Source organism: Paenibacillus arenilitoris (assembly GCF_014705655.1).
Lineage (GTDB): Bacteria > Bacillota > Bacilli > Paenibacillales > Paenibacillaceae > Pristimantibacillus > Pristimantibacillus arenilitoris.
In genome coordinates this window covers 41064-66314 of record NZ_JACXIY010000041.1, presented here as the reverse complement: position 1 = coordinate 66314, position 25251 = coordinate 41064, and the positions used below count along the sequence as shown (strand labels likewise).

Annotated in this window: 22 protein-coding genes; 20 read left to right on the top strand and 2 right to left on the bottom strand. The window is 57.0% G+C overall.

Annotated features, from left to right (window positions below):
• Positions 1–12 precede the first annotated feature (12 nt).
• The 9 genes from IDH41_RS26450 (at position 13) to IDH41_RS26410 (ending at position 9913) form a co-directional block, all read left to right on the top strand.
• On the top strand, positions 13–1176 hold the full coding sequence (locus tag IDH41_RS26450; RefSeq protein ID WP_190866545.1) for an aminotransferase class I/II-fold pyridoxal phosphate-dependent enzyme: 1164 nt from the start codon (positions 13–15) through the stop codon (positions 1174–1176).
• Position 1177: 1 nt separating this feature from the next.
• Positions 1178–2350, top strand: a complete 1173-nt coding sequence (locus IDH41_RS26445; RefSeq protein ID WP_190866543.1) for an aminotransferase class I/II-fold pyridoxal phosphate-dependent enzyme — start codon at positions 1178–1180, stop codon at positions 2348–2350.
• Positions 2351–2517: 167 nt separating this feature from the next.
• The gene (gene mqnC, locus IDH41_RS26440) at positions 2518–3654 is read left to right on the top strand and encodes a cyclic dehypoxanthinyl futalosine synthase (RefSeq protein WP_190866542.1); all 1137 of its coding nucleotides are present in this window, start codon (positions 2518–2520) and stop codon (positions 3652–3654) included.
• A gap of 166 nt (positions 3655–3820) precedes the next feature.
• Positions 3821–4753: a putative sporulation protein YtxC gene (locus IDH41_RS26435; RefSeq protein WP_190866540.1), complete on the top strand. Its 933-nt coding sequence runs from the start codon at positions 3821–3823 to the stop codon at positions 4751–4753.
• 369 nt (positions 4754–5122) lie between these two features.
• Entirely contained in the window at positions 5123–7060 is a 1938-nt protein-coding gene (thrS, locus tag IDH41_RS26430) for a threonine--tRNA ligase (RefSeq protein WP_190866538.1), read from the top strand.
• Between the two features lie 61 nt (positions 7061–7121).
• A complete protein-coding gene (locus IDH41_RS26425; RefSeq protein WP_190866537.1) occupies positions 7122–7715 on the top strand; it encodes a 3D domain-containing protein in 594 nt (197 codons plus the stop codon).
• A gap of 60 nt (positions 7716–7775) precedes the next feature.
• Positions 7776–7913 (top strand): hypothetical protein, encoded by a 138-nt coding sequence (locus IDH41_RS26420; RefSeq protein WP_190866535.1) that lies wholly within the window; start codon positions 7776–7778, stop codon positions 7911–7913.
• A gap of 128 nt (positions 7914–8041) precedes the next feature.
• The gene (locus tag IDH41_RS26415; protein ID WP_190866534.1) at positions 8042–9439 is read left to right on the top strand and encodes a methyl-accepting chemotaxis protein; all 1398 of its coding nucleotides are present in this window, start codon (positions 8042–8044) and stop codon (positions 9437–9439) included.
• A gap of 93 nt (positions 9440–9532) precedes the next feature.
• A complete protein-coding gene (locus IDH41_RS26410; RefSeq protein ID WP_190866532.1) occupies positions 9533–9913 on the top strand; it encodes a hypothetical protein in 381 nt (126 codons plus the stop codon).
• Positions 9914–9983: 70 nt separating this feature from the next.
• Here the strand turns inward: IDH41_RS26410 and IDH41_RS26405 are convergent, their stop codons facing one another.
• A complete protein-coding gene (locus IDH41_RS26405) occupies positions 9984–11279 on the bottom strand; it encodes an ammonium transporter (RefSeq protein WP_190866530.1) in 1296 nt (431 codons plus the stop codon).
• A gap of 268 nt (positions 11280–11547) precedes the next feature.
• Between IDH41_RS26405 and liaF the strand changes: the two genes are divergently transcribed.
• From liaF to serC, 11 genes are all read left to right on the top strand, one after another.
• Positions 11548–12546, top strand: a complete 999-nt coding sequence (gene liaF, locus IDH41_RS26400; RefSeq protein ID WP_223830084.1) for a cell wall-active antibiotics response protein LiaF — start codon at positions 11548–11550, stop codon at positions 12544–12546.
• A 7-nt stretch (positions 12547–12553) separates the two neighbouring features.
• On the top strand, positions 12554–13588 hold the full coding sequence (locus tag IDH41_RS26395) for a sensor histidine kinase (protein ID WP_190866526.1): 1035 nt from the start codon (positions 12554–12556) through the stop codon (positions 13586–13588).
• Complete coding sequence (locus IDH41_RS26390) at positions 13585–14250, top strand: response regulator (RefSeq protein WP_190866525.1); 666 nt, start codon at positions 13585–13587, stop codon at positions 14248–14250. The genes IDH41_RS26395 and IDH41_RS26390 overlap by 4 nt, the downstream gene beginning before the upstream one ends.
• Before the next feature lie 72 nt (positions 14251–14322).
• The gene (locus tag IDH41_RS26385; RefSeq protein ID WP_190866523.1) at positions 14323–14736 is read left to right on the top strand and encodes a YugN family protein; all 414 of its coding nucleotides are present in this window, start codon (positions 14323–14325) and stop codon (positions 14734–14736) included.
• Positions 14737–14927: 191 nt separating this feature from the next.
• On the top strand, positions 14928–16598 hold the full coding sequence (locus IDH41_RS26380) for a S1C family serine protease (protein ID WP_190866521.1): 1671 nt from the start codon (positions 14928–14930) through the stop codon (positions 16596–16598).
• A gap of 91 nt (positions 16599–16689) precedes the next feature.
• Complete coding sequence (locus IDH41_RS26375; RefSeq protein WP_190866519.1) at positions 16690–17382, top strand: response regulator transcription factor; 693 nt, start codon at positions 16690–16692, stop codon at positions 17380–17382.
• 438 nt (positions 17383–17820) lie between these two features.
• Positions 17821–18918 carry a sensor histidine kinase gene (locus tag IDH41_RS26370; RefSeq protein WP_317890824.1) on the top strand — a complete coding sequence of 366 codons (1098 nt, stop codon included), beginning with the start codon at positions 17821–17823 and terminating at the stop codon, positions 18916–18918.
• 41 nt (positions 18919–18959) lie between these two features.
• Entirely contained in the window at positions 18960–19946 is a 987-nt protein-coding gene (locus tag IDH41_RS26365) for a 4-hydroxy-3-methylbut-2-enyl diphosphate reductase (RefSeq protein WP_190866514.1), read from the top strand.
• 412 nt (positions 19947–20358) lie between these two features.
• Positions 20359–21420, top strand: a complete 1062-nt coding sequence (aroF, locus tag IDH41_RS26360) for a 3-deoxy-7-phosphoheptulonate synthase (RefSeq protein ID WP_190866512.1) — start codon at positions 20359–20361, stop codon at positions 21418–21420.
• A 256-nt stretch (positions 21421–21676) separates the two neighbouring features.
• Positions 21677–23101, top strand: coding sequence for a type I glutamate--ammonia ligase (glnA, locus tag IDH41_RS26355; protein ID WP_190866510.1), 1425 nt, complete (start codon positions 21677–21679; stop codon positions 23099–23101).
• Positions 23102–23301: 200 nt separating this feature from the next.
• The gene (gene serC / locus IDH41_RS26350) at positions 23302–24387 is read left to right on the top strand and encodes a 3-phosphoserine/phosphohydroxythreonine transaminase (RefSeq protein ID WP_190866508.1); all 1086 of its coding nucleotides are present in this window, start codon (positions 23302–23304) and stop codon (positions 24385–24387) included.
• A 102-nt stretch (positions 24388–24489) separates the two neighbouring features.
• On the opposite strand, the gene IDH41_RS26345 is transcribed toward serC, so the two are convergent.
• Positions 24490–25206 (bottom strand): response regulator transcription factor, encoded by a 717-nt coding sequence (locus IDH41_RS26345; protein ID WP_190866506.1) that lies wholly within the window; start codon positions 25204–25206, stop codon positions 24490–24492.
• Positions 25207–25251 lie beyond the last annotated feature (45 nt).

The window sequence follows — 25251 nt, the reverse complement described above, 5'->3', positions numbered from 1 at the left end:
TGCAACCTTACAATGAAAATCGAAAGTCATCTGGCCCAGATCGGATCGATTAAGGAGCCCGTAACCGGCGCGGTCAGCTTTCCCGTCTATCAGGCGACCGCCTTCCGCCATCCGAAGCTCGGACAAAGCACCGGCTTCGACTACGCTCGCACGAAGAGCCCGACCAGGTCGGTGCTGGAGGAAGCGGCCGCGCAGCTCGAATCCGGAGACGCGGCGTTCGCCTGCAGCTCCGGCATGGCGGCCTTGCAGACCATCTTCGCTTTGTTCGGGCAAGGCGACCACCTGATCGTCTCCCTAGACTTGTACGGCGGAACGTACCGCCTGCTCGAGCGGATCATGTCGCGGTTCGGCGTGACGGCTTCTTACGTCGACACGAACGACATCGACGCGATGGCCGCGCTGCTTACCCCGAATACGAAGGCGGTGCTCATCGAGACGCCGACCAACCCGCTAATGATGATTACCGATCTCGCGCGAGTGTCCGCTTGGGCGAAGGCGAAGGGACTCCTGACCATCGTCGACAACACGCTGCTTACGCCGTTCTTCCAGCGTCCGATCGAGCTTGGCGCCGACATCGTCGTCCACAGCGCGACCAAATATTTGGGCGGCCACAACGACGTGCTCGCGGGCTTGATCGTCACGAAGGGCAAGGAGCTGTCGGCGGAGATGGCTTTCCTGCACAACTCGATCGGAGCGGTGCTGGGACCGCAGGATTCCTGGCTGCTCATGCGGGGGATGAAGACGCTGGCGCTGCGCATGGAGCGCCATCAATACAACGCGACGACGATCGCGAACTACTTGATGGAGCATCCGGCCGTCGAGGACGTCTATTACCCGGCGCTCCCGCATCATCCCGGGCACGAGATCCAGAACAGCCAATCGTCCGGCAACACCGGCATCTTCTCGTTCCGCTTGAAGGATGCCCGTTACGTGGAGCCGATTCTCCGGCACATCAAGCTGATCGCCTTCGCGGAGAGCCTGGGCGGCGTCGAGTCGCTCATGACGTACCCGGCCGTGCAGACGCATGCGGACATTCCGCTCGAAATCCGCCAGGCGATCGGCGTGGACGACCGGCTGCTGCGCTTCTCGGTCGGCATCGAGCACGCCGACGATTTGATCGCGGATCTTGCGCAGGCGTTTGCCGCCGCCGAACGAGAAATCCGGGAGGGAGAATAGCATGAGCGAGCATAACAACAAGAACAAGGCAAGCGATCGCCGGTTCGCGACGAAGCTGCTCCATTTCGGAGCGGAGATCGACGAGCATACCGGCGCGTCCAGCGTGCCGATCTTCCAGGCGTCGACGTTTCATCATCACGATATTTTCGACCCGCCGCAGTACGATTACAGCCGGTCCGGCAATCCGACGCGGCAGGCGCTCGAGGATTACATCGCGCTGCTGGAGGGCGGAGCTCGCGGCTTCGCCTTCGCGTCCGGCATGGCGGCGATCTCGACGTCGTTCCTGCTGCTGTCGGCGGGCGAGCACGTCATCGTAACCGAAGACGTATATGGCGGTACATACCGGCTGCTCACGTCAATCCTCGATCGGCTCGGCATCGAATCGACGTTCGTCGATATGACGGATTTCGAAGCGGTCAAGGCGGCCCTGAAGCCGAATACGAAAGCCGTATTCATGGAGACGCCATCGAATCCGACGCTCAAAATTACGGACATCGCGCTTACGACGGCTTGGGCGAAGGAGAACGGTCTGCTGACGATGCTCGACAACACGTTCATGACGCCGTACCATCAGCGTCCGATCGAGCACGGCGTCGATATCGTCCTCCACAGCGCGACGAAGTTTCTGGGCGGTCACAGCGACGTACTGGCGGGGCTTGCCGTAACCCGGGACGAATCGCTCGGCCGCCGGTTGAAGCAGCTTCAGAATGGTCTTGGGACCGTGCTGAGCGCTCAGGAATCGTGGCTGCTCATGCGGGGAATGAAGACGCTGCAGGCCCGGATGGAGCAGAGCGAGCGCAGCGCGCGCAGGCTGGCGCAGTGGCTGGCGGAGCACGAGCTGGTGCGGAAGGTCTATTATCCGGGGCTCGATGACCACCCTGGCCGCGAAATTCACGAGAAGCAGTCGCTCGGCTACGGCGCGGTCGTATCGTTCGACGTCGGCAGCGGGGAGAAGGCGAAGTCGCTTCTCAGCAAAGTTCGGTTGCCTCTCGTCGCCGTCAGCTTGGGCGCGGTGGAGAGCATTTTATCGTATCCGGCCATGATGTCGCATGCGGCCATGCCGAAGGAAGTGCGCCACGCGCGCGGCATATCGGACGGATTGGTCCGCTATTCGGTCGGACTCGAGGACATCGACGATTTGATCGACGATTTGAATCAGGCGCTTCGGGCTTAATGCCGGCCCAAGCGATAGATAGCACGGCCGTCCGCGAGGAGAGGCCGTGTTTTTTCGTTATTTTGACACAGAGGGAAGACGATGGCGGGTGACTTGCGGGATCGAAATATGTTAGGATGAAGTGATCGAACGCTTGATTAAGAACGGAACAAGGGAGGTCTCGCGGAATGGGAACGTTGGACCAGATTTTGGATAAAGCGCTGCGCGGGGAACGAATCGGGCTTGAGGAAGGAATGGAGCTTCTCGCTTCGGACCAGATCGAGAAGATGGGGCATGTGGCCAATCAAATCATGCTTCGCCATCATCCCGAGCCGATAACGACCTTCGTCGTCGGGCGCAATGTAAACTATACGAACGTATGCGACGTCTATTGCCGCTTCTGCGCGTTCTACCGCGCGCCGGGCTCGAAGGAAGGCTACGTGCTGCCGGACGAGACGATATTGCAAAAAATCCGGGAGACGGTTGACGTCGGCGGCACCGAAATATTGATGCAGGGCGGAACGAATCCGAATTTGCCGTTCACGTATTATTTGGATCTGCTCCGCAAAATCAAATCGCATTTTCCGGGCATTACGATGCATTCGTTCTCGCCCGCCGAAATTCATAAGATGAAGGTCGTGTCGGACGGGCTTACGCTCGACGAGGTCATCCGGCAGCTTCACGAAGCGGGACTCGATTCGCTGCCGGGCGGCGGCGCCGAAATACTGGACGACCGTACGCGGCGCAAGATCAGCCGGCTCAAGGGCTCTTGGACGGATTGGATGGACGTCATGAAATCCGCGCATCGCCACGGCATGAACACGACGGCCACCATGGTATACGGCCTGGGCGAGTCGATCGAGGAGCGGGCGCTTCACATGCTTCGCGTCCGCGACGCTCAGGACGAATGCATCGCCGGCGGCTATAAGTCGACGGGCTTCCTCGCGTTCATCTCCTGGCCGTTCCAGCCGGATAACACGAACCTGAAGCTGGAGAAGGCGAAGCCGGAGGAATATTTGCGCATCGTCGCGGTCAGCCGCATCATGCTCGACAACATTAAGAATTTCCAGTCATCCTGGGTCACGATGGGACCGGAGATGGGCAAGCTGTCGCTGTCTTACGGCTGCAACGACTTCGGCAGCACGATGATCGAAGAGAACGTCGTCTCGGCGGCCGGCACGACGCATAAGGTGAACATCGAGCTTATTTTGCAGCTGATACGCGAGTGCGGCAAAATCCCGGCCCAGCGGGATACGAAATATAACATTTTGAAAGTGTACAAGGAAACCGACAAGGCGGATTTGGATTTCGTCATGCAGAACTAGCTTCGTTCGGCGTTAAGCCGGGCGTGGAAATATCGGGCCCGGGAACCGGTTCGCGCCGCCATGCGGGCAAGCGGCCGACCGGGCTTTTCCCTTTCATTCCAAACTCTTCATCGTATATCCCCGGTCGCGGGACCATATACTGATAAGGAAAGAAAGGGGTGAGCTTATGGAGCTGTTCACGGTATCGTTGCCAAGAAGCCTCCAGGAGTCTGCAGATAAGCTGAAACAATTGATGATGGATGAAGCGCGCGTCGATTTACATAGCAACGGTGAAGTCACGAATCCGGATATCTTTGAATTTGAAGCCGTATCCGGCCAAGTTATCGCATGCCGGGCGGTGCTGCCGCATTTTCAGTTGAAATCGCACGGTCCTCTTCTGTACAAAGCGGCGTCCCGGGCGGTTGCGGAGCTCATCGTAAGCGAATTGGAAACCGTCATGCTCAGGGCGATTATCCGCAGGAAATACCGGAATCATTCGGGCATGGACCCGGATGCGATCGAGCGGTATTGCCACGATTTGCTGCATGGGAAAGAGTGGGACGGCTTGGGCGCGAGATTTCTGGATGCGGACCGCCTGAGAAGAAAAAACAAAATCGCCGCCGAAGTCGAGCTGTACCTGCAGGAGCATGCGGAGCTGAACGTGACGGGGCTCATTACGTTCCGCCTCGAGCCTTATCGCAAGGAATTGGCCGAGGTCGTGGAATATGCGTTGGATGAATACGTGCTGGATAAGCAATATCAGGAATTTATCTCCTTACTGAAATATTTTGTATTTCTCCAGGATACGAAAATACCGATGGTCCATCTGCTTCATAAGGGCGGACACGACTTTATGCTCTACGACGGCAGCTTCCAGCCGCTCGACCCGAATCCGCCGTCGGACCGGATCGTCGCGGAAATGCTGGAGACGGAAATGAACATCGAGGACATGGTCATCAGCTCGCTCATATCCGTATCTCCGAAGCATATCACGATCCATACGCGGCATCCCGAAATGCAGGTGATCCGGACGATCGAAACGATCTTCGACCAGCGGGTGACGGTCTGCGAGAGGTGCGCGTCTTGCAGCCAAACGCTTGACGAGCTCATTCAGCCTTGACCTGACGATGAAGTCGAGCTATAATGTCACACATATAGTGTGTAATCGGCATTGACAAAGACATGTGTCCGCCTTGGGCGTTCGGCGCAGAGAGAGGAAACGAGGCTGAAATTTCCTTCCGCAACGTCGGCTGGCATACCCCTTTGAAGCTGTGCGGTTGAACCTGCGGCGCTTACGACGGGCCGCGGCAGTAAGCCGTACCGGAACTCTCCGTTACCAGAGCATACAAGGACTGCGAAGCGAAGGTAAGCGAAGCGGTCGAAGTAGGGTGGAACCACGAGCACGCAAGCACTCGTCCCTTTTTGGGGCGCGTGCTTTTTTTGCGTTCTTGGGCGCTTGCTTCACCGATAAATCAGGAGGATGAACGACATGGCTATTCAATTGACATTCCCGGACGGCGCCGTCCGGGAGTATGCCGCGGGTACGACGATCGAAGAGGTGGCTGGCTCGATCAGTCCGGGGCTTAAGAAAAACGCGATCGGGGGAAAAATAAACGGAAAAGCGGTCGACGTCTACGCGCCGATCGACGCCGATGCGGCGATCGAGATCGTTACGCTCGATTCGGCCGACGGCCTCGAAGTGTACCGCCACAGCACGGCCCACTTGCTCGCGCAGGCGATCAAGCGGCTATACGGCAACGAGAACGTGAAGCTCGGCATCGGTCCGGTTATCGAAGACGGCTTCTATTACGATATCGACATGGAGCAGTCGATTACGCCGGAAGAGCTGGCCAAGATCGAGAAGGAAATGGAGAAGATCACGCAGCAAAATCTCGATATCCGGCGGCGCGAAGTAAGCCGCGAAGAGGCGCTGGCGATCTTTACCGAACTGAACGATCATTTGAAGCTCGAGCTGATTCGCGACCTGCCCGAGGATTCGGTCATTACGATATACGACCAGGGCGAGTTCTTCGACCTGTGCCGCGGACCGCATCTGCCGTCCACCGGTCGCATTAAGGCATTCAAGCTGCTGAGCGTCGCCGGTGCCTACTGGCGCGGCGATTCGAAGAACAAAATGCTGCAGCGCATTTACGGCACGGCGTTCCCGAAGAAGGCGCAGCTCGACGAGCATTTGCATTTCCTCGAGGAAGCGAAGAAGCGCGATCACCGCAAGCTCGGCCGCGAGCTGAAGATGTTCTCGTTCTCCCGCGAGGTCGGACAAGGCTTGCCGCTGTGGCTTCCGAACGGCGCGAAGCTGCGCAGGACGATGGAGCGCTACATCGTCGATCTGGAGGAGAAGCTCGGCTACGAGCATGTGTATACGCCGGTGCTCGCGAACGTGGAGCTGTACAAAACGTCCGGTCACTGGGATCATTACAGCGAGGATATGTTCCCGAAGATGGTGATGGATAACGAGGAGCTCGTGCTTCGCCCGATGAACTGCCCGCATCATATGATGGTGTTCAAGAGCGAAATGCGCAGCTACCGGGACCTCCCGGTTCGCGTAGCCGAGCTCGGCACGATGCACCGCTACGAAATGTCCGGCGCCTTGACGGGCCTCCACCGCGTGCGCGCGATGACGCTGAACGACGCGCATATTTTCTGCCGTCCGGACCAAATCAAGGAAGAGTTCGCGCGCGTCGTAAATCTTATCCGCCAGGTGTACGAGGATTTCGGCATCAAGGAATACCGGTTCCGCTTATCCTACCGCGATCCGCAGGATACGGAGAAGTACTTCCAGAACGACGAGATGTGGGAAATGTCGCAGCGCATGCTGCGCGAAGTCGTAGAGGAGCTCGAGCTTCCTTTCTTCGAAGCGGAAGGCGAGGCGGCCTTCTACGGACCGAAGCTCGACGTTCAGATCAAAACCGCGCTCGGCAAAGAAGAGACGCTCTCGACGGCGCAGCTCGATTTCCTGCTTCCGGAGCGCTTCGAGCTTGAGTACGTCGGCGATGACGGCAAGAAGCACCGTCCGGTCGTCATTCACCGCGGCATCATCAGCACGATGGAGAGAATGACGGCCTTCCTGCTGGAAAACTTCGCGGGCGCTCTGCCGCTCTGGCTGTCTCCCGTGCAGGCGAAGGTCATTCCGGTATCGACGGCTTACGAAGCGTACGCGCGCAAAGTAGCCGAGGAACTTCAACTCGGAGGCATTCGGGTGGAGAGCGATCTGCGCAACGAGAAGCTCGGCTACAAAATCCGCGAAGCCCAGCTTGAGAAAGCGCCATATATGCTCGTCGTCGGCGAGAACGAAATGCAGGCCGAAGCCGTATCCGTGCGCAAGCGCGGCGAAGGCGACATCGGCTCCATGCCGGTCAAAGAGCTGATCGGCATGCTGCGGAAGCAAATCGATAGCAAAGAACAATAAGGATCGGCGCATAAAGCTTTGGCCATCTGGGCAATATTCTTCTGAGGAGGAAGCAACCCAGATGGCCATAAGCTTTTTTTGCATGAGAACGAAAAAGAGGATACCGCTCCTGCTGCTCCTGGCGTTCATCGCCGTCGCCTGGCATGCGGGCAGCCGTCCGTCGCCCGCCGAGGCGGCGTCCGGACCGCAAAGCGCCGCAGCCAAGCCGAAGACGGAACAGTCCGAAGCCGCGGGAAAGCAGGCAAAGCCAAATAAGATAGAAGTGATCGCGACCGGCTATACGGCCGGGGAGGAGTCGACGGGCAAAACCCCCGGCCATCCGCAATATGGCATTACATATTCGGGCGTCAAGGTGCGACGGGACCAAGTGTCGACGATCGCGGCCGATACGAAGCTGTTTCCGATCGGGACGCTGCTGTACATTCCCGGCTACGGGTACGGCGTCGTGGCGGATACGGGCTCCGCGATCAAAGGCAAACGGATCGACTTGTATTTCGAAACGATCAAGCAAGTATACGAGCAATGGGGCAAGCGGAAGGTTCAGGTCGAGGTGCTTCGCATCGGCACGGGCAAGCTCTCCGAGGCTTGGCTTAACCAGATCAACCTGGCCACCGAAGCCGGCAAGCCGATTCCGCAGACGTATCTGGAATCGTAATCCACCGTATAATAAACGCCCGTAATGCCATACTATCAATGAAACGGGGAGGTGATTACGATGGCTAAAAACAAACAAAACAAAGCCGCTCAAAACAACCAGTACAACGCGGAATTTGCTGAAGAATTCAACCAAAACAACGCTGCTGCAGGCAAAGCGGCCAACGCTAACGCTGCTCAGCAAAAAGCGGAGAAGTAATCGCGAACATTGTTGAAATATGCAATTAATCCAAAGAGGAACCTTGCGGTTCCTCTTTTCTTTTGTCGAATGCCGGTATATAATTTAGAAAATTTTGTATCGACGACAAGAGAGGGGCGTGAAGCCGCATGAGTTCGCCGGTTCGCTGGTTTTCCCGCAACAGCAAGACGTCTGCCGCGTCCGAATCCGACAACGGGAAACGGATGACGCGGCTATTGAACGAATCGGTCGTCATATCCGACCAATTGAACGCTGCGGTAGACGAGGTGGACCGTTCCGTCTCCCGGTTGACCGGAATCGCGGATCAATCGGCCTTGCAGGAGCAATCGCTGCGCGCGAAGAGCTCGCACGCGCTGAATCGGATCGAAGGCGCGTTCTCCGCCATTCAGGAGGTCGCTTCCGCCGCCGGGCAAATTAACGGCGTGTCCGCCGATCTGAACGCGAAGAGCAAGGAAACGAAGGATATCGTGCTGGACGTATGCCGTTCGCTTGCGACGACGGATCAGGTCATGACGGAGCTGGACCGCAACAACCGGACGATGGACCAACACATCAGGCAGCTTATCGAACAGACGTCCCACATTAACGAAATTAATCAATTTATTCAAGAAATCGTCTCCCAGACCTCGCTGCTCGCGCTTAACGCCTCCATCGAAGCGGCTCACGCCGGCGAATACGGCCGAGGTTTCTCGGTCGTCGCCCAGCAGATCAAGAAGCTGGCGGAGCAGAGCGGCGAAGCCGTGAAGCGGTCCACGGAGCTGGTCGAGCAGATCGGACAAGGCGTCAAGCTCGTCGTGGACGCCGTCGATCAGGAGAAGATGTCCGTCGAACGCGGGGTGGCGGAGATGGCCGTTAACCGGGACCGGATGGATGTGATCTTCTCCCGCATTCACGAAGTGGACGAGCTGGCTCTTGCGACAAGCAATGCGAGCAAGCGGCAGACGGAGCATATGACGGAGACGACGCTGATGCTGAAGGATGTCGTGGACGCCGTGGACGAGACGCTCCAAAGCGTGGACAGCACGCTCGAGATGGCGAAGGAACAGCGCGCGCAGATCGCGAATCTGAACCGTATTAGTCGCAATCTGCAGCGCTCGTCTGCGGATTTGACCATGGCGATCGATCAGGTCGGGCCAAGACGCGTAAGCGCCGGCTCGAAGGCGGATGCGGCGGCGGTTAGGGAATGGCTGACGGCGGCAGCGGCGGACGGCCGATTGGCCGTGCTCGAAGCGGACGGCCATGCGGCGAAGCTGACCTCGCTGCTCCAATCGAAACCGGAAATCGAGGCGATCTGGTCGAACCGGGCCGACGGCTCGTTTGTCTTCTCGCTGCCCGAGGCCGGCTTGCTCAACGCGAACGGCCGGGAGTGGTGGAAGCGGGCGATGGACGGGCAATCGTTCCAATCAGGCGTGTACATATCGGCCATAACGAAGCAGCACTGCCTGACGATCTCCGTCCCGATCCGGGATTCCGGCGGCAAGGTCGTCGGCGTGATCGGCGCGGATTTATCCGTCCCGCAGGAGTAACGGCCCCGCAAAAAAATGGTTTTCAAACCTGCCCTGTTTGTTGTATGATTACTAGTGTAAGTAATAATAACATGACAAGACAGGTGAATTCTCATGACGGATCCGATTTTTTACGCAAGCTCAGCCGTTCCTGTTCAGCACCGCAAGGCGGGCGAGGTTTTTCCTTTTATCGACGCGTACGTAGCCAAGAAAGAGCAGGAAATTGCCGAGATTGAACAAATGGTCGAGCGTTATGAGAAACGCAGGCTGATGGAAGAACGCGCTTATCAATCGATGTCTACATTAAGACGAATGCTGTCGGGCAAGAAGCCTGACCATCACCTGGCCGTGGAATATATCCATTTCGTCAAAAAGCCGATGGAGAAGGTGCGCTTGCTGCGTCTCGACATCGAGAACGCCCGCTCGATCCAGAACGTCTCGGCTCCGACCGATATCGTATCCGTTCCTTACGAGCTTGCGAATGAAATGAAGTAAATCGATTTGCCGATATAGAGCGAATAGAAAGAACCGTCCGGGCTTCTGGAAGCCCGGACGGTTCTTTGCGTTATTTGCCGCCCCGAAGGCGATCGACATCGAGAAAGTCATGTTCCTGGCTGTATGCGGGCACGCCGTGAATGCCGACGTCGAGGCCGATGAGCTCCTCGTCCTTGGATACGCGGACGGGCATTATTTTGCGGACGAGCCACAGTACGCCCCAAGTAAGCGCGAAGCCCCACGCGGATACGATCACAAGCCCGAGCGCCTGAACGCCGAGAAGGTTCCAGCCTCCGCCGTAGAACAAGCCGTAATAGCCTTTGCCGACGCCCTCTGCCAGCTCCGGAAGGGCGAACAGCCCGACGGCAAGCGTACCGATGCTGCCGCTGACGCCGTGGACGGCGAATGCGCCGACCGGGTCGTCGATTTGTTTACGCTCCAGCCATTCGGTCACGAGGACCATGGCAATGCCGGAGACGGCGCCGATGAGGATGGCCGCGCCGTCGGAGACGAAGGCGCAGCCTGCCGTAATGCCGACGAGGCCGGCTAGCGAGCCGTTAATGACCATCGGCGGATCGGCTTTCCGATAGCGAAGCATCGTGAACAGGATGCAGGTTGCGCCGCCGGAAGCCGCCGACAGCATCGTCGTGAGCGCGATATGGCCGATCGAGCCGTTCGTCGCGCTTAGCGTGCTGCCCGCGTTAAAGCCGAACCAGCCGAACCAGAGGATGAACGCGCCCACGGACGCAAGCGGCAGATTGGACGGCGGCACGATGTTCGATTTGCCATCCGCGCTGAACTTCCCGATCCGCGGGCCGATGAACATGGCTGCCGCAAGCGCCGAGAAGCCGCCCAGCGCGTGGATGACGGCCGAGCCCGCAAAGTCGAACATGCCAAGCTTGCCGATGAAGCCGCTGCCGGACCAGACCCAGTGGCCCGCAAGCGGGTAGATGAAGCCGGTCATCGCGATCGTGAGCAGAATGTAAGCGCGGAAGTTGATCCTCTCGGCGACCGCGCCCGATACGATGGAGATGACGGCGATGACGAACGCGCATTGGAATAGCCAGTACGTTTCATGCGTAATATTTAATTCGATATGAGACAAGTCGCCGTTAATGAAGAAGCCGGTCGTGCCGATCAACCCTCCCGCGTCCTGCCCGTACATGAAAGCGAATCCGAAAAAGTAGAAGACAAGCGCGCCGAAGGCGATGTCGACGAATACTTTCATAATGATGCTGACGGCATTTTTCTGACGAACGAAGCCGGCCTCAAGCAACGCGAAGCCGCCTTCCATGAGCAAAATCATCGCGGCTGTCAAAACGACCCAGATCGTATCGAGTCCTTTGGACAGTTCCAAAACGTCCATTCCTTCATCTCCCGTTCCGTATAAACTGCGTAAGATTTATCTCTTATTCCTAATCCGTTCATCATTATAAAGAGATAAAGTTAACAATGTCAACGCCCACGCGTTACGTTTCGTAACGCATGTCAGGTTTAAATGCGGAATTATCAACGAAAACGGCTCGGTCTAGAGACCGATGCCGATTTCAATCGGCCGTCCCTTTGCTGAGCATGCGCCGTCCGTTATACTAAAGCTATCAAACTTTGCAGGATCGATAAGGAGCTGGGGCTGTTTGAACGGAAATTTCGCGAGCCGGTTGTTTACCGGATTAATCATCATTGCGGTAGGCGTAATCTTTTTATTGAAACAAACGGGTCACGTGACCTTCGATATCGGCGATCTCTTCAAGACCTATTGGCCCGTCATCCTTATCGTCGTCGGCATTCAGGGCTTGCTGAAGGGACGTTCGTACGGGGGCGGATCGAACTGGTGGGGGGCCATCGTCATTCTCGTCGGCTTCGTCTTCCTCGGAAAAAACCTGGAATGGTTCGCTTGGTCGTTAGGCGACATTATTCCTTATATATGGCCGGTTGTCGTCATTCTGGTCGGAATCAATCTCATCTGGCGCCCGAAATCGCGGCGCAACCGACCGCCTTCTGACGAATGGAAGTCATATCGTCCGTATCAGGATCAGACGCCGGTGCCGCCCGCGCCGCCGCTTCATCCGGATCCGACGAAGGAGCCGATCGACTTGTCCAAGGAGCTGCCGGGAACAGCGAAGCAGGACGCGCCGCCAAGCTATTCGAAGGACGCGGCGTACGAAGAAATACCGTCTCCCCCTAAGAAGAACTTCCAGGAATGGAAGCATCATCACAAGGAGCACGTCGAGTGGTGGAATCATGGCGATTCGAAGGCGCAGACCCGCTCCGGCTTTATCGGGGACATTCATATCGGCCACGATTATTGGGATTTGAAGCCGCTTAACGTCTCGCATTTTATAGGCGATACCGTTCTTGACCTCACGAAGGCGCAGGTATCCCCCGGTGAGACGAGGATTTGCATCTCCTCCTTTATCGGCGACGTGAAGGTGTTCGTTCCGAACGATTTCGATGTCGCCGTGCAGGTCATCTCCAGCGCCTTCATCGGCGACGTGAAGGTGCTTGACCGCAAGGAAGGCGGCATGTTCAACAATATCAACATTCAATCGCCGTACTACTCGGAATCGGAAAAACGGATCAAGCTTGTCGTCAGCACGTTCATCGGCGACGTTCGCGTGACGAAGGTGGGGTGAACCGGCGATGATGGTCCGTTTCTTAAGAAGCGGGAAGTGGGAGTTAATCGGCATGTTCGTCGCCGCCTCCGTCGTATCGCTCGTGCTTGCGGCGGCGGCGTGGATCGGACTGGCGGGCGAGCTCAAAGAGACGGAAGTGCGCCTATGGGCAGCCTCCGTCTTCCTGCTTGTGAGCACGGGTTTCGGCTATTGGGCCGCCCAGCGCATCGGACGACGCATCGATACGCTGCATTTGTCGCTGAAGCAGGCGTCCAACGGCAATTTCGGCGTCAGAATTACGGAGAGCGGGCAAAACTCGTTCGTCGAGGTTTACCGCGAGTTCAACGTGCTTGCCGAGCAGATGGAAGAGAAGATGAAATGGCTGCAAATGCGCGGCGAGGAGTACGTCATGAGCGAATCGGCCTCGAACGAGGCCGCCGTGCTCGAAGAACGGAAGAGGCTGGCCAGAGATTTGCACGATACGGTCAGCCAGCAGCTGTTCGCGATCCATATGTGCGCCTCTTCGCTGCCGAAGCTTCAACAGATAGACCGGGAGAGAGCCGACGCGGTCATGGAGCAGCTCGTCAACATGTCGAACCTGGCGCAGAAGCAGATGCGCAACTTCATCGCGATGCTGCGTCCGATGGAGCTGGAAGGCCGCACGCTGTACGAAGCGCTGGACAAATGGTTTCCCGATTACTGCCGGCAGAACAACCTGCAGGGCGAATTGGAATGGCGGCTGAAGGAGCGCTTGTCCGAGGCGAAGGAGCATCAGCTCTTTCTGATCGCCCAGGAGGCAATGGCGAACATCGTCAAGCATGCCAAGGCGAAGGGCTGCACGCTTACGCTGTCCGACAACGAGCGGCAGGTCGTCATGATTTTGCAGGACGACGGGCTAGGGTTCAAAGCCGACGGGGTGAAGCGGGGGTCCTACGGGCTGTCGACGATGCAGGAGAGGGCGCAGAAGCTGGGCGGCGACGCGGAAATATTGAGCAAGCCGGGAAGCGGTACGAGAGTGAAAGTCACGATACCAAAAATGTTGCGGGGAGAGCATGCACAATGAGCGGTTTGAATGCGATTAAAGTGATGATCGTCGATGATCACGACATGGTCAGGACGGGGCTGAGAACGTACCTGATGCTGGATCCGAAGCTGCAGGTAATTGCGGAGGCGGGCGACGGCCGGGAAGCGTTGAACCATCTGAAGGGATGCTCGGCGGATGCGATGCCCGACATTATTCTCATGGACTTGATGATGCCCGGCATGAACGGGATCGACGCGACTCGGGAAATCATGGCCCAATACCCGGATATGAAAATCGTCATGCTGACGAGCTTCCTCGAAGACGACAAGGTATACGGGGCGATCGAAGCGGGGGCCGTCAGCTACGTGCTCAAAACCGTCTCCGCCGAAGAGCTGATCTATGCGATCAGCGGCGCCTTCAAAGGCATGCCGGTCATGACGGCCGACGTGTCGCAGGCGCTTACGAGAGGGCTGCGCCAGCGAACCGCCCAATCGGGCGACGAGGACTTGACGGAGCGCGAGAGAGAAGTGCTGCTCTTGATCGCGGACGGCCAGTCGAACAAGGAAATCGCGGAGGAGCTCCATATCAGCGTGAAGACGGTCAAGACGCATGTCAGCAATTTGCTGATGAAGTGCGAGCTGGAGGACCGGACGCAGCTTGCGGTGCTCGCCCACCGCAAAGGCTGGGCGAATCGCACATAATCAAAATGATGGAGGGAATACTACCTATTAGCTGTTAGCTAGTCAGCATACAAGCAAAAAGGAGCTACCGCCATGATACCGATCTCATCCGTGCTCGAGTCACGGGAGCAGCATTTTTTGGATACAAAGGAGCTTCTGGAGCAGCGGCAGTTCGCCTTGGGCGGCAACTGGGACTATAACCGGGGCTCCTTCGACAAGCCGCTCGACGAGGCGCATAAAGTATGGCTGCGTATCCCGTTCGAGGTCATCGTCGGCAACATCGACAACGACGATACCGATAACGACGCGATCATCAGGCTGGGAAAGCCTTACGTCCTCAAGCATCTCTATGAAGAGGGCAACGATCCCGAGGCGTCGATGCGCGTGTTCGGCGCGATGTTCGACCAATTCCAGTCGCCGTCCGACCCGGATGCGCATGTCGAGCCGAGCTGGGTGAACCGGGCCAAAGACGCGCTGCACGAGGTGGAGCGTCTGCTCGTAGGGTAAGCCTTGGCCGCCCGGCCGCTTCGGAAAACGTTCCAGTATTTCACTTGGAACGTTTTTTTTATTTCTGTTTAAATTCCTTTTAAGTTTGTTTTAAGGTAGAATGTGCATGATAGAAATAAATCAACTGACAAACATTCGGGAGCGAGCTCTTCGGATGCTTAATGGAATAAGATTCAAGGAGGAGACCGTTCATGGACGATCAGGACAACAAAAAGGGGTACGACGATTTTTTCCGCAAGCCGGATGACAGACAAGACGACGGCGGGAGCGGAACGGGCGAGCGTTATTCGCAGCAGGAGGACGGAGAGGAGCAGGCTGCGAAGCCGTCCTACTATTACTCTTACGGACCGTTCCGGCCGAGCGCGCGGGACGACGAGCGGAGCAGCGGCCATCCGGGTGGTGCTGGACCCCAGGACAAACCGAAAATTATTCAAGACCTGCCGTACGGCACGACCGGGTCCGTCAGACCGTCTTACGCGCAGGAGACGGAAGCCGAGAGCCGGCTTAGCTCCGTGACGGAAGAGGAGCAGGCGCAAGCGCGCAAGCAGTCGCCGGTCCGGTCGTTCAATCCGCAAACGGCCAAGGGCTCTTGGCAGGTTCGGGAGCCGCGCCGCACGTCGTTCAAGGCGATTTTCTCTTCTTTCCTGGCAGGCGTCGTGTTAGTCGGGGCGCTCATGTACACGGCCGACTTGCAAAATTGGTTCACGGGAGCGGAGCAGACGACAGCTGGCGAGTCGGAATCGTCCGGATCCGGCAGCGCCGGCTCTTCGACGGCGGGAAGCGGTTCTACGGCGGCCGCCGTCGCGGCGAGACCGGACAATATATCGCAATTGTTCGAAACCGCGAGCCCGGCCGTCGTGAAGATCGAGACGTACGTGAATACGGCCAAGCGCAATTCGGGCGGCAGCAGCCTGCTGGACGATCCGTTCTTCCGCCAGTTTTTCGGCGAAGACTATCCGGGCACGACGCAGCCCGAATCGAACGAGGACGGCCAAATGCAGCAAAGCGGCATCGGCACCGGCTTCTTCTTCGAATCGACGGGCTACATTCTGACGAACCAGCATGTCGTCGGCGATTCCGATCAAATCAAGGTCATCGTGCAAGGCTACGACAAGCCGTTCACGGCGGAGCTGCTCGGCTCCAGCTACGAGCTCGATTTGGCGGTCATCAAAATTACGGGCGACCAAGCGTTCCCGACGCTTCCGCTCGGCAGCTCCGACGACATTGAGATCGGCGATTGGGTCGTGGCCATCGGCAACCCATACGGGTTCGACCATACGGTAACGGTCGGCGTGCTCAGCGCGAAGGAGCGTCCGATCGACATTCAAGACGCGCAGGGCGAGCGCAACTACGAGCATCTGCTGCAGACGGACGCCTCGATTAATCCGGGCAACTCCGGCGGTCCGCTTCTGAACGTGAACGGCGAAGTCATCGGCATTAATACCGCCGTCAGCTCGCAGGCGCAAGGCATTGGGTTCGCCATTCCGACAAGCACGATTAACGAAGTGCTGGACAACTTGAAGAACAACAAGGAAATTCCGAAGCCGGCCGCGCCGTTCATCGGCGCCGAGCTTCAAGACGTTACGGAAGAAATCGCCAAGCAGCTCGGCATGGAGAAGGTTGAAGGCTCCATCGTCCGTAATGTATACTACAATTCGCCGGCGTACATGGCAGGACTGCAGCAGTTCGACGTCATTACGGGCATCGACGGGAAGAAGTACGGCAACACGCAGGCGCTCATCGATGCCATCCAAGCGAAAAAAGTCGGCGATAAAGCGAAGCTGAACGTCGTCCGCAAAGGCACGGCAATGGACCTGGAAGTCGAAATCGGCGATAAAAATACGTTTAACGCTGCCGGCTAACGCTTGACGCGGCGGATGATATAAACGGGCGAAAGCGCAGAGAGTAGCAGGCTCTGCGCTTTTTGCTGCAATAGACAAGGGGGAACGGGCGATGAGACCGCATATCGTAGTGGTGGACGACGACGAAAAAATCATATCGTTGCTTAGGCGAAGCTTGGCGTTCGAAGGATACGAGGTGACGACGGCTTCCAACGGCTTGGAGGGGCTTAAGGCGCTGCTGACGGCGGAGCCGGATCTGCTCATTCTCGACGTGATGATGCCGCAGGTGGACGGCTGGGAGGTGTGCCGCAGAGTGCGGGAGGGCGGCAGCGCGGTGCCGATTCTGATGCTGACGGCGAAGGACGACGTGATCGACCGGGTCAAGGGACTCGACCTCGGCGCGGACGATTATTTGGTGAAGCCGTTCGCGCTGGAGGAGCTGCTGGCGAGGGTACGGGCTTTACTGCGGCGCAAAGCGGACAAAATCGAAACGGCCGGCAATCAGCTCGTCTACGAGGATTTGATTCTGGACATGGACGCGCGCGAAGCGATCCGCTCCGGCCAGCGCATCGAGCTGACGTCGAAGGAATACGACCTGCTGCTCTTGTTCATGCAAAATCCGCGCCGCGTCCTGACCCGCGACGCGATCATGGAGAAAATATGGGGCTACGATTTCAGCGGCGAATCGAACGTGCTTGAGGTCTATATCGCGATGCTGCGCCAGAAGGTCGAGGAAGGCGGGAAGAAGCGCATCATCCAGACGGTGCGCGGCACCGGCTACGTGCTTCGCGGAGAGGCGGGATAACCGATGTCCATCCGCCTGAGGCTTACGCTTTGGTATTCCGGACTACTGGCGGGGACGCTGCTGTTGTTCGGCGTTGTCATTTACTTGTTCGTTAATTGGAACACTTTTGGTGATTTGAAGGAACAGCTTAGGGTGCAGAACAGCAGTATTCACATCCAATCTAAAATGAATTTCCTTGATGAGCTCAATTTATCTTTATATACAGATGATAGATCCTTCGGTCAAAAAGATATTTATGTACAGGTCGTTAACTACAGTGAAGGAGCCATTTGGTTATCGGATAATTTGAGATACAACAATTTCTCCATCCCCTATGTGGAAGCATCAAAAAACCCAAAAGAAGGCTTCGTCAAAACCAAGGTTGAAGTCAACAAATACAAATATGACATGCTCACGTACCAACGCCCGATAATTGTTCCAATAAACGGGAAAGAAACGTTGGTCGGTCTACTTCAAATCGGCGTCCTGTCCCACAACGAGGAACGGTTCCTAAGCGGCCTCCGAACGATTCTAATCTTCTCATCTATCGTTGTCGTCCTGATAGCGTTCACCGTCGGGCTGTTCATCGCCCGCCAGGCGCTCCGGCCGATCGAGCGCGTCATCCGCGCGACCGACCAGATCGAGAAGGGCTCCGACCTCAGCGTTCGGATTCCCGCCATCGGGCCGAAGGACGAGATCGGAAGGCTCGTCAGCACGCTCAATGTTATGCTCGCGCGGCTCGAGCTCGCCTATAACGAGCTGGAGGAAGCGTACAAGGCGCAGCGCCGATTCGTCTCCGACGCCTCGCATGAGCTTCGGACGCCACTGACGACGATTCGCGGCAACATCGATCTGCTCGAGCGGATGTGGGAGAAGGTGCGCGCCTCTAATCGGAACGAGAGCAACGGCGAGTGGCTGCCGCTGGACAGCGACCGCTGGGAAATGTCCAAGGAAGCGATGAGCGACATCTCCGCGGAAGCGAAGCGGATGAGCACGCTCGTGAACGACCTGCTGGCGCTTGCCCGGGCCGACGCCGGCTATACGATGGAGAAGGAACCGCTGGAGCTTATGCCGTTGACCGAGGAGGTCGTGCGCCGGGCGCAGCTGCTTCCCCGCACGGCGGAGTGGCGCGTCGGCGATTTGTCCGCCATGCGCGGCGTGACCGTGACCGCCAATGCCAATTATTTGCAGCAGCTGCTGTTTATTTTCATCGAGAACGCGTTTAAGTACACGCAGGAAGGAGTCGTGGAGCTAAGCGCGGTGCGCCGGGAAGGGCAAATCGGGTTCGTCGTCCAGGATACCGGGATCGGCATGAACCCGGACGAAATCCCGCACATATTCGACCGCTTCTACCGGGCGGACGAATCGCGTGGCGTCACGGTCGGAACGGGGCTCGGCTTGTCGATCGCCAAGTGGATCATCGACGAGCACAAGGGCTCCGTGGAGGTGACGACCCGCGAAGGCGACGGCACGAAGTTTACGATCTGGCTGCCGATTACTTTGCCCGATACCTCTCCTTCGACTATAATAGAAGGAACGGATGAAATAGAGGAGTAGAGACTCGCGCGTACATCCGGTCAGAAAGCAGGTGCTGGAAATTGGAAATCGTTAAAATATCGCCGCGCGGCTACTGTTACGGCGTCGTGGACGCGATGGTGCTCGCCTTGCAAACGGCAAAAAATTTGGAGCTGCCAAGGCCCATTTACATTTTGGGCATGATCGTCCATAACGCTCACGTCACGGAAGCGTTCGAGCGGGAAGGCGTCATTACGCTCGACGGCGCGAACCGGCTGGATATTTTGGATCAAATCGAATCGGGCACTGTTATTTTTACGGCGCACGGCGTGTCGCCGGAGGTGCGGAGGCGAGCGAGAGAGAAAGGGCTGTCCGTCGTGGACGCGACTTGCCCGGACGTGACGAAGACGCATGATCTGATCCGCGAGAAGACCGCGGAAGGTTATCATATCATTTATATCGGCAAGAAGGGGCATCCGGAGCCGGAAGGCGCGATCGGCGTCGCGCCGGACCGCGTCCACCTGATCGAGCGGGAAGAGGAGATCGCCGCGCTCGAAGTGCCGGACGCCGGGAAGCTGATCATTACCAACCAGACGACGATGTCGCAATGGGATATACGCCATATCATCGATCGGCTGACGGAGCGATTCCCGGCCGCCGAGGTGCACAACGAAATTTGCCTCGCGACCCAGGTCAGGCAGGAGGCCGTCGCGAAGCAAGCCGGCGAAGCGCAGCTTTGCATCGTCGTTGGGGATCCGCGCAGCAACAACTCGAACCGCTTGGCGCAGGTGTCCGAAGAGATCGCGGGCGTGAAGGCCCACCGCGTATCCGACGTATCGGAGATCAAGCGGGAATGGCTTGCGGGCATCGACCGGGTCGCGGTAACGTCGGGAGCGTCGACGCCGACGCCGCTGACGAAAGAGGTCATTTCGTATTTGGAGCAGTATGACCATCATAACCCCGACACTTGGGAAATCCGCCGTACGGTCAACAGGAACAAGCTGCTTCCGAACGTGCGCGTGAAGTCGGCGGACGGGGCGCCTCAGACGGCTTCGGCGCAGGGAGAATAGTGCACCTCAATGACGCAGTGGAAATGACAGGGAGGAAAATCTCGTCCCCGCGAAGGAAACGTTATGGCGGGCGGCGAGATTTTCACTTTATGGAATCCTCTCTTAAACCGATGCGGTTTGCGCCTCCTCGTTTCTCCCGAGCCACAGACATACGCTAATAAGCGTAAAGGCGTCAAGCGCCAGTAACGGGATCGCAAGGAAGCCGAACCAATTCGTTTATTTTCATTTTGTTATGATGGGTTGACGAATAGCGGCATCTGCTGTATATTTACTTTATCGATTAAAAGCATAAAAGCCTAAAAGCTATAAAGCGTATAAGCGTTGAAGCGTGAATGGAAATGGCGAGAGAGCCAAGCTAAATCAACCCAAGCCAAGCCGAAACGACATAATAAAACCAATAGGAGTGATCCGTATGATCGTCATTACGAAAGCGAACATCGAGGAAGAGAGAATCTCGGAAATCGTGGCCCATATCGAAAGGTCGGGCGTGCAGGCGCATGTATCGAGGGGAACGGACCGTACCGTCATCGGGATCATCGGGAAAGCGGAGCCAACGCTTGCCGAGCATCTTCGCTCGATGAAGGGCGTCGAGAACGTCATCAAAATTTCGAAGTCCTACAAGCTCGCGAGCCGCGACTTCCATCCGGACGATACCGTCATCGATATGAAAGGCGTCAAAATCGGCGGAAGCAACCTTGTCATCATGGGCGGCCCCTGCGCGGTCGAATCGCCGGAGCAGATCGACGAGATCGCGCGCCTCGTCAAGGCGGCGGGCGGCCAGGTGCTGCGCGGCGGCGCCTTCAAGCCTCGCACGGGGCCTTACAGCTTCCAGGGCGTGGGCGTGGAGGGACTCGTCATGATGGCGGAAGCGGGGCGCAAGCACGGCCTGCTGACGATTACGGAGGTCATGACGCCGGAATACGTCGACGTGTGCGCGGAATACGCCGACATTCTGCAGGTGGGAACGCGCAACATGCAAAATTTCGATCTGCTCCGCAAGCTCGGCACGATCCAGACGCCGGTACTTCTGAAGCGGGGCTTCAGCGCCACGTACGACGAATTCCTCAACGCGGCGGAATACATTCTGGCGGGCGGAAATCCGAATGTTATGTTATGCGAGCGCGGAATCCGAACGTTCGAGACTTACACGCGCAACACGCTCGACCTGTCGGCGATTCCGGTGCTGCAGGGACTCAGCCACTTGCCGGTCATCTCCGATCCGAGCCACGGAACCGGCCGCCGCGAGCTCGTCGAGCCGATGTCCAAAGCGTCGGTCGCGGCCGGGGCGAACGGGCTTATCGTCGAAATGCATACGGACCCCGACAACTCGATGACGGGCGACGGCGTACAGTCGCTGTTCCCGGATCAATTCGCGAACCTGCTCAAGGATTTGGAGCAGCTCGCGCCGATCGTCGGCAAAGTATTCGATACGCCGAAAGCGCCGGCGGAAGCGTTCAAGGAATGGAAAATTTAGCTTGCCGACTGGACATGAAGGCCGTGCGGACATTGCTCAGCAATGTCCGCGCGGCTTTTTTCGTTTTGTGCGAAATAGCCAATTGTGAACTTCCGTTGAAACTTGTAAGTATAGCTTACATACGGATAAAAAATACCTGACATAGCTATTGACGGAGTTGAAACGGTAGTTTTATAATAACGTCATGGTTTGGAGCAATTATTGAACAATAGATGTTCCACAATAAGCAAATGTTCGGAAATGGAGGAAATTATTCATGTCAGTGCAAAACGTTTTGGACCTTATTAAAGAAAACAACATTCAGTTCGTGGATTTCCGTTTCGTGGACCTTCTGGGTCATGCGCACCACATCACCCTTCCTGCGGCTGAGGTTGACGCTGATACTTTCGTAAACGGGGTAGCTTTTGACGGATCTTCCATTCACGGTTTCCGCGGAATCGAGCAATCCGACATGGTTATGATGCCGGATCCGGAGTCCGTTTTCATCGATCCTTTCACGGATCATCCGACTTTGAACGTAATGTCCAACATTTATACGCCGGACGGCGAGCGCTATGACCGCGACCCGCGCAGCATCGCCCAGAAGGCTGAAGAATATCTTCAAACGACCGGCATCGGCACGCAAGCTTTCTTCGCTCCGGAGCCTGAATTTTTCATTTTCGACGAAGTTCGCTACGAAAGCTCGATGAACGCTTCCTCGTACGTCGTTGACTCCGAAGAAGCGGCTTGGAACACGAACCGCAAAGAAGAAGGCGGCAGCCTCGGTTCCAAAGTCGCGGTTAAAGGCGGCTACGTACCGGTAGCTCCGGTTGACTCGCAGCAAGACATCCGCAGCGAAATGGTTCGCCTGCTCCAGGAAACGGGCCTTCGCGTCGAGCGTCATCACCACGAGGTGGCTACGGCTGGCCAAGCGGAAATCAACTTCCGTTTCGACTCGTTGACCAAAACGGCCGACAACCTGATGAAATTCAAATACGTCATTCATAACACGGCTCGCCAATACGGCAAAACGGCAACGTTCATGCCGAAGCCATTGTTCGGCGACAACGGAAGCGGCATGCACGTTCATACGTCGATCTTCAACGGCGACACTCCGTTGTTCTACGACAAAGGCGCTTACGCGAACTTGAGCGAGCTGGCTATGCACTACATCGGCGGCATCCTGTACCACGCTCCTGCTCTGATCGCGATCACGAACCCAAGCACGAACTCGTTCAAACGCCTCGTGCCTGGTTACGAAGCGCCGGTTAACCTTGTATTCTCGAAAGGCAACCGTTCCGCTGCCATCCGTATTCCAATCGCAGCGGTAACGCCAAAAGGCTGCCGCATCGAGTTCCGTACGCCGGACAACACGGCTAACCCTTACCTCGCGTTCGCGGCCATGCTGCTTGCGGGCATCGACGGCATCAAGCGCAAGCTCGATCCGGTTGCTCTTGGTTACGGTCCGTTCGACAAAAACATCTACGAACTGCCTGAAGAAGAGAAAAAAGAAATCCGCAGCGTTCCTGGCACGCTCGACGAAGCGCTTAGCGCCCTTGAAGCGGATTCCGATTTCTTGACCGAAAGCGGCGTATTCACGAAAGAATTTATCGAGAACTACGTTGCGATCAAGCGCGCAGAGGCGAAAGCCGTCGCAATCCGCGTTCATCCGCACGAGTTCAGCCTGTACTACGACTGCTAATCATACCGATGAAGGGCCTCTACGGAGGCTCTTCTTTTTTTTGACATGATGTCAGGAAAATCCGAATATTTTATGTCGGATATTCTTCATATGTTCGACTTTTTGTGCGGGAAATACATGAAATGGACTTGATGGAGCTTAGTAAAATTGCTATCATAGCCATAGCAGACCTAAAGAATCGAAGGTGGGGAAACCGAATTATGACACGAGCATTTAATTTCAATGCAGGACCAGCCGCAATACCGCTTGAAGTGCTGAAGCAGGCGCAGGAGCAATTCGTCGATTACAAGGGCGCGGGAATGTCCATCATGGAGATGTCCCACAGGAGCGCGTTATACGAGCAGGTGAATAACGAGGCGCAGGCGCTTCTTCGCGAATTGTTCGGAATTCCGGACAATTATCACGTCCTGCTCCTCCAAGGCGGCGCAAGTACGCAGTTCGCGATGCTGCCGCTCAATCTGCTTCGTCCCGGTAAGCCGGGCGCTTACGTCATGACGGGGGCATGGGCCGACAAAGCGCTTAAGGAAGCGAAGCTGGTCGGAGACACGGTCGTAGCCGCTTCGACGGAAGCCGACAAGTTCATGCGCATGCCGTCGATGTCGGAAATCGTCGTCCCCGGCAACGCGGCCTACCTGCATTTGACTTCGAACGAAACGATCGGAGGCACGCAATTCGCCGAATTCCCGGACACCGGCGACGTTCCGCTGGTCGCGGACATGTCGAGCGACATTTTGTCCCGTCCGATCGACGTGAGCAAGTTCGGCGTCATTTATGCCGGCGCTCAGAAAAATCTCGGCCCTTCGGGCGTAACCGTCGTTATTATCCGCGACGACCTCGTGAAGGAAAGTCCGAAGACGATCCCGGCGATGTTCCGGTACGAGACGCACTCGAAGAGCAGCTCGCTATACAACACGCCGCCGTCCTTCTCGGTGTACATGGTAAACCTCGTGCTGCAATGGATTAAGGATAAGGGCGGCGTCACGCAGGTCGAGCAGTACAACCGCGACAAAACGAAGCTCATCTACGACGCGATCGATCAAAGCGGCGGATTCTACAACGGCTGCGCGCAGCCGCAAAGCCGCTCGCTTATGAATATCACGTTCCGCATCCAAAGCGAGGAGCTGGAGAAGAAGTTCGTGAAGGAGTCGGAGCAGGAAGGCTTCGTCGGCCTGAAGGGGCACCGCGACGTCGGCGGCCTCCGCGCGTCGACCTACAACGCCGTGCCGCTCGAAAGCTGCCAGGCGCTAGCCCAGTTCATGGTCGATTTCCAGAAGCGGAACGGATAAACGAAGGCTTCAGGTACGATGGCATGATAAAAAACCGCCCTCTCCTTCAAAATAGAAGGAAAGGGCGGTCTTGCGTTTCAACGAATCAAAAGTCCGCATCGCTTATCCGAGCGAGCTTTCCGCCAAATTGGGACCATGCAGCTTATAGCCGACGTTGCGGACGGTCATGATATATTCAGGCGTCCGCGCGTTCTTCTCGATCTTGTCGCGCAGATGGCTGATATGGACGTCGACAATTCGCGTATCGCCGAGAAAGTGATAGTCCCATACGCCGTGGAGCAGCTGCTGACGGCTTAGCACCTTCCCTTTGTGCCGGCACAGGAAAAGCAGCAGCTCGAATTCCTTCGGCGTCAGCTCGACCGGCTTGCCGTCCATATACACTTCGCGCTGCTCGACCCGCACGGTCAGGCGGCCGATGTCGAAGGAAGTTTCGTCGGCTGCGCCCGGCAGCGACTGCACGCGGCGGAAGATCGCCTGAATGCGGGAGACGAGCTCCTGCGGGCTGAATGGCTTCGTCATGTAGTCGTCGGCGCCGTTGTCGAGACCGGCGATTTTATCGGTAACGTCCTGAAGGGCCGTCAGCATAACGATCGGTACGGCGTTGCTCTGCTTGCGCAGCTCCCGGCATACCTGGATTCCGTCCATCTTGGGCAGCATGAGATCTAGAACAATCAAGTCGGGGCGAAACGGCTTTAACATGTCGAATACGGCTTCTCCGTCGCCGACGCAGCGCACGTCGAAGCCCGCAAGCTTCAAATTAAATTCAATCAGCATGGAGATGGAAGGCTCGTCATCCACGACTAAAATCTTTTTTCGCATTGTTCAACTCTCCTTCATGTTTCCGCCTGTTCTAAGCTTATTATG